A 1,778-nucleotide genomic window follows, 5' to 3' on the forward strand; every position below is an offset into this window, starting at 1 on the left:
GTAGTAGACATCGGACGGCTTTCGGCTGGCATAGATGCCGCTGTAAAGGCGCGAAGTGCTGTTTTCCGACAACATATTGCTGAGCTTTTCGATGTTCAGGTACACCTTGTCGGAAATGTATTCATCGGTCACGCCTTTGACAAGGAAGGGGAAAGTGTCGTCGTTCACTTCCAGGCGGATGGTATCGCCTTCTTCAACACCGAGCTTGATGCTGAGCCGTTTCGTGATCACGGCGCCGTTCTGGATGTTTACGGTGATGTCATTGCCTTCCGCATCATACAGGCTGTAAAGTTTGTTTCGTGAAGACAGTCCTTGCAGCGATACAACGTTGTCGTCCAGCGAGGCGAAGGGATAGATGAGGAATTTTTCGTCGCCGGGCCGGGTTTCGGGCAGTCTTTCTGTGACGTCGAGATAGGCCTCATACTCGTAGTCGACCTTATTCAGATAGTCGACAGTCATCCGATCGACCATGCCGCCCATCATGAAGGAAAAGCTCATCAGGATCGTCGAGAACATGATGCCCAGAAAGAAAATGAAGAAGCTGCCGGTGCTCTTGATGGCATGCAGATATTTGAATTTTGTGCTCCCTTTAGCATTGGAAAGGACCCGGCTGAGGTACCGGCCGATCCGGTTGATCGACTTGCCCTCATGCGGCTTCAGCAGTTCCAAGGCATTCTCGCTGAGGATCCGGTAGATGATGATCCAGGAAACAAAGGAGAAGAACAGGAGCGGCACCAGTATGGCAGTAGCGAAGACGGTGAAACTCTGGGCGATCTTGACTTGGGGTAGGAGATAGAAATCCAGATACAATTTCTTCAACGGCTCGGAATAGAACGATCCGATGAAGTAACCCAGGATCAGCATAAGGGCGGCGAAGACCATCATCGCGACGAAGTAGGGCCGGGCTATTTCCGAACGGCGGTAGCCGAGCGCCTTGAGGATGCCAATCTGGCCTCTTTCGGCATGGAGCAGGTTGTAGATCAGAATCGATACGATGATGACGGCGATGGCCGCGATGAAGATACTGAGTCCCAGGGCCATGACTTTTCCTTGGGTGAGTTCATCATAGATGGCGCCGCTCCTCATGCTGGTCTGCGTATCCGCAATCTGGCTGACGAAAGGCAGCGCATCTTTGTCGTAGGTCGTGTCTATGCTTTCCCCGGTCAGGTTCATGCCGGCCAAACGGAAACTCTCTTTGTCGTCGAAATTTTCATATTCTTTATCGGACATGAGCAACAGTGTCTGCAGCCCGGTATCCAAGTTGAAGGTTTCATCGAACATAGGAAGGGTGTAATCTGGGAAAAGCACAAAGCCCGTCACGCGGTAGCTTTTGGTTTTGATGATAAGGGCGTCCCCGATGGAGAGGCCGTTCTTGTCGGCATAGACTTTTGTCAAGGCGACTTCGTTGTCGGCCGAGGGTTTGCGGCCTTCCTCGATATAGGATAGATTGATTGTTTCGCCATCCTTCACGAGCAGCGCTTTATGCGACTGCCCTTGGTAAGTGTAGGACGTGTTTTTGTATTCCCTCAGTTCGAGGCTGACATCGCGATAGCGCGCTTCAAAGTCGGCGATCCTGTTTTCCATGAGCTTGTAGAAAGTGGCAGGCTCGACTTTTTTGATGTCGCTGAGCGAGTAGAAGCCTCTGGCCAACAGCGTGGCCGCTATGGGGTAAGCCGCCTCTTCCAGCGTGACCCGGTTCAACATCTCAACGGCAAAATCCTCCTGGTTGTAATCCGCCAAGTACGCTTCCGTCGGTTCTTCGATGCCGCTCAGGCCGT

At 52.3% G+C, this 1,778-nt stretch carries 1 protein-coding gene; it reads right to left on the reverse strand.

All coding sequences use genetic code 11. The annotated features are described in order from the left end of the window. Window positions 1-1,778: FtsX-like permease family protein (locus WBV27_RS12860; protein ID WP_424202526.1), on the reverse strand; the 1,778-nt coding region annotated here is incomplete at both ends.

Source organism: Trichococcus sp., assembly GCF_049589555.1.
Taxonomy (GTDB): domain Bacteria; phylum Bacillota; class Bacilli; order Lactobacillales; family Aerococcaceae; genus Trichococcus.